Genomic DNA, 4,042 nt, shown 5'->3' on the forward strand with positions numbered 1-4,042 from the left:
GGGGCGCTCTTTCCGCCCCCTTTTCCTTTGGAGACTGCAGTGACCCCCGACCGCACCGACGAGACCCCCGACGACGGCGCCGAACACGGTGTCCTCGACGACAGCGGCTCGCTCGACACGTCCAGCATCCACATCCTCGGTGGACACATCGCACAGGTCAGCGTCGACCTCCCGGTGTCCAACGAAGACGACGTCGACGACGACGTCATCGAGGACGAGATGCCCGTCATCGACGCCGAATCCCGCGCCTTCGAGGTCGTCGGGATCGTGCATCTGCCGGACGCCGACGAGCCCCCGCTCCCGAGTGCCCCTCGTGCGGTGGCGAGCTGCGCAAGCAGTACGGCTCGATCGGCGTGACCTTCAACGGCTCCGGCTTCTACCGCACGGATTCGCGTGGATCCAATGGGGCGTCGTCCGGCGCGGCATCCGGAACCTCGGCCGGTTCTTCGACATCATCGTCCTCTGAGTCGACGAAGACCGCGTCCACCCCGGCATCCTGACCTTCGCCTATCCTGCGTGACGCGGCCGGAAGGGGAGCCTCGTCATGATCAAGGGATTCAAGGAGTTCATTCTCCGCGGAAACGTCATCGACCTCGCGGTCGCGGTCGTCATCGGCGCCGCGTTCACCGCGGTCGTCAACGCCATCGTCAGCGCGATCATCAATCCGCTCATCGAGGTGTTCTACGTGCCGAACGCGAACGGCGACTTCGGTCCGGAGATCACCGGTCTGTACGGGCAGACGGTCGTCTTCCCGCTCGGGTCGCTCCTCACCGCGGTGATCAGCTTCTTCGCCGTCGCGCTGGTGGTCTACTTCGTCTTCGTCTTCCCGATGAACCGGTGGAAGGCGCGGGCCGCGGCGCGGGCGGGCGTGATCGAGCAGACCGACGAGCCGAAGCTCCCGACCGAGCAGGAGCTGCTCGTGCAGATCCGCGACCTGCTGGAGCGCCAGCCCCGCGGCTGAGTCGTCCCGCCCCCCTCACCGAGAAACGCTTCTCGCGGGAGGAAACGGCCCGTCGCGCCGTTTCCCACCGTGGGAAGCGTTTCTCGCGTATCGGGGACCGGCGCGCGCGTCAGTAGTGCGGCGGAACGTCGCGCAGGAGCTGCGCGTCGTTGGGACCGGATGCCGCGGGTGCCGACGGGCGCTCTCGCGTGCGGTCGTCCGCGGGTGCGGGTTCCGCGCTCGTCCCCGGCGCCGGGAGCAGCCGCGCGCGCCGGGCGCCGCGGACGCGGACGATCGGTTGGCGCTCGTTTGCGGAGGCAGCGGGGTCGGTGGCATCCGGGTTCGGGACCACCGCGCTCACCCGTTCAGGTCGAGGGGCTCGGTGGTGGTGCCGGGAGCGGCGGAGTCGTCCGGGGCGGCGCCGAGGAGTTCCGCGATCCGGGATGCCACGCCCGCGGGGTCGCTGTACAGGTCGAACGCATGCACGCGCACGTAGTGCCAGCCGAGCCGTCGCAGGATCTGCGGCCGCAGCCGCAGCGTCTCGCGGAGCGTCTCGCCGATCGTCTCGGGGTCGCTCTCGGCCACGACCGCCTTGCCACGGTACCGCGCGACCAGCGGAAGCAGACCCCGGTAATCGAGGTGGACCTCGATGCCGAGCCGTCGCAGCTCGCGCGCGAGCGCGCGGGTGAGCGGGTCGGCGAGATCTTCGAGGCGCGACTCGCGGCCCCGACCGGCGAGATTGCCGAGGATGCCCATGAGCGTCGCCGCACCGTGTTCGAGACGTCCGTCGTCGAACGCCGAGGGACGGATCGACGACACGATCACCATCGAACGTCGCGCGCGCGTCATGCCGACCGTGAGCAGCCGCTCCCCGTCCGGCGTCGACAGGTCGCCGAAGTCGCTCAGGACGCGCCCGTGCCGGGTGAGACCGAAACCGAGCGAGAACACCACGCGGTCGCGGCTCTCGGCCACGGACTCCTCGAGGGTCAGCACGGCGAAGGGCTCCGCGGCATCCCGCGAGATGAAGGCAGCGACATCGGAGCGTCCGGCGAGCGCCGCTTCGACCGCCGCGCGGACGCGCTCGGCGTGCTTGCGGCTCGCGGTCACGACCATGAGGGACTCGGACGCGCGGTTGACCGCGTGCTCGACGACGAGGGTCACGACGCGCGCGACCTCGGCATCCGGGCTCTCGACGGCGCCGCTAACGGGGTCGGGCGCGCCGACGCCGTTCTCGACATAGTCGACGCTGAGGCTCCCGCGGCCGAGGTACGAACCGGCCCACGGGAGGGACACGATCTCGCCGCCGTAGAAGGCGTCGTTGACGAGCTGCGCGAGATCCTCGCCGCCCGCGCGGTAGCTGCGGGTCAGGGTCTCGACCGGGAGCAGCTCCGCGATCCGCTCGAACACGGATACGTGATCGAAGGGGACGTCGTCCGCCTCATCGTCCGACACCGGCACGAGCGACGCGCTGACGCGGAAGGGCGTGGGCTTCTGGATCACCGGATCGCCGAACAGCACGACCTGACGCGCCCGCAGCAGAGCGGGGGTGGCCTCCGTGAGGCACAGGGCCCCGGCATCCGCGATGATCACCGTGTCGAACGCGAGACCGGTCGGCACATCGGGAACCTCGTACGGGGATGCCAGCCACACCGGCGCGAGCGTCCGGAGCAGCGTGGGCGCGGCTTCGGCGATCTCGTGGGCGCTGTGCAGTCCGTCCTTGAGGGAGTTCTTCAGAGCCTCCGCCTCGTCGGGGTGATCGACGATGCCGATACGCCACTGCTTCGCGAGTTCAGCGGCGAGGAGCGGACCGGCCGCGGCGGCGTGGGCCTCATCGACCAGGCGGAAATCGCGCTCGAGGCGATCGACGACGCTCGTGTTCGCGCCGAGCAGGGCCCGGTCGCTACGAAGAAGGTGCTCGAGGGCGGACTGCCACCACGCGAACTCGAGCTCGTCGCCGACCCGGTCCTCGGGGACGTGCCGCACCGACAGCTCGACGAGGAGCTGTTCGAGGCCGAGACGGGCGAGCTCACCGCGCAGCTGCGCGCGCTCGACGAGGTTGTCGAAGAACGTCGACTCGGCCGCGAGACCGGCGAGCGTACGCACGAGGATCTGGACCGGCAGCGTCGCGAGACGGTCGGAACCCTGGCGACCCAGGATCTGGTCGAGTTCGCCGAGCATCGCATCGACGCGCTGCCAGGCGACGTGTACGTCGGCGAGTCCGAGCGGAACCTCCGGGGTGACGCCCGCGTCGACGACGCGCTGCCACTCGGTGCGCTGCTGCTGGATCCGGACCAGGGCGTCGTACATGTCGGGCACGTGGACACCCGGGCGCACGTACTCCTTCGACAGGCGTCGCAGGCGACGACGGTTCGGACCGCTCATCGCCGAGGAATCGCGGCGCGGCGAGTGCGCGTCGATCAGTTCGCCGAGCGGACGTTCGAACACCGTGGGGCTGAACCGGTCGAGCGACTCGCGGATCCCCTGCAGGAGCTTGAGGTACGCGCCGAGCTCGGACACCGTCTGGAACGGTCGCATGCGCGTCTGCGCGATGAGCTCGTAGCCGCGCTCGAGGAGGCGCGGGACGTCCTGCGCGTGCAGCTTGCCGGCGAGGTCGTGCGCGGCGCGGGCATCCTCGGTCCGCGTGAAGGTGACGCCGTACCACGGCGAGTCGTCGGGACCGAAGCGGAACTCGCCGAGCCGCGCCGCGGTGGCCAGAGCCTTCGCGGCCGCGTCCCGGCGCCCCGCCAGACGCTCGAGCGTGCCGAGATCGAACCGGGCCGTCGTGGACGGAGGAGGGGAAACGGATGCCAGTGCCGTCAGCGCGCGGAGCACGTCGAGGGTCGAGACCCCCAGTGCGAGGTGCGGCTCGGTGACGGCCGACCGGTAGTCGCGGAGCACGGTCCGGAGACGGACGAGCGCGTCGTCGATCTCGGAAACCTTGGGCTGCTCCGCCTTCTCGTTGCGGCCGATGGCGCGGATGAGGTCGCGGCGCACGTGCGTCGGAGAGACCGCCAGGCCCGTGAGCCCCACACCGGCGAGGCGATGACGGATGCCGTCGAGCGTCGACCGACGCGCGCTGACGACGAGCACGCGCTTGCCCGC

4 protein-coding genes and 1 pseudogene are annotated in these 4,042 nt (G+C 70.6%); 3 read left to right on the top strand and 2 right to left on the bottom strand.

The genetic code is table 11. The features are described 5' to 3' along the window. The first annotated feature begins 39 nt into the window (after positions 1 to 39). The 3 genes and pseudogenes from I5G_RS26005 to mscL all read left to right on the top strand — a co-directional run bounded on the left by I5G_RS26005 (position 40) and on the right by mscL (position 961). Positions 40 to 357: a hypothetical protein gene (locus tag I5G_RS26005; RefSeq protein ID WP_022880046.1), complete on the top strand. Its 318-nt coding sequence runs from the start codon at positions 40 to 42 to the stop codon at positions 355 to 357. Further along, positions 303 to 500 (top strand): annotated as a pseudogene (locus I5G_RS26600) (FmdB family transcriptional regulator); the annotation flags it as partial. The gene I5G_RS26005 and the pseudogene I5G_RS26600, both read left to right, overlap by 55 nt. A 44-nt stretch (positions 501 to 544) precedes the next feature. Then, a complete protein-coding gene (gene mscL / locus I5G_RS16495) occupies positions 545 to 961 on the top strand; it encodes a large conductance mechanosensitive channel protein MscL (protein ID WP_022880048.1) in 417 nt (138 codons plus the stop codon). 109 nt (positions 962 to 1,070) lie between these two features. On the opposite strand, the gene I5G_RS23080 is transcribed toward mscL, so the two are convergent. After that, complete coding sequence (locus I5G_RS23080) at positions 1,071 to 1,301, bottom strand: hypothetical protein (RefSeq protein WP_022880049.1); 231 nt, start codon at positions 1,299 to 1,301, stop codon at positions 1,071 to 1,073. After that, positions 1,298 to 4,042, bottom strand: a 2,745-nt coding sequence (locus I5G_RS23085) for an ATPase AAA (protein ID WP_022880050.1), incomplete at its 5' end; no start/stop codon positions are given. The genes I5G_RS23085 and I5G_RS23080, both read right to left, overlap by 4 nt.

Source organism: Microbacterium sp. B19 (genome assembly GCF_000333395.1).
GTDB lineage: Bacteria > Actinomycetota > Actinomycetes > Actinomycetales > Microbacteriaceae > Microbacterium.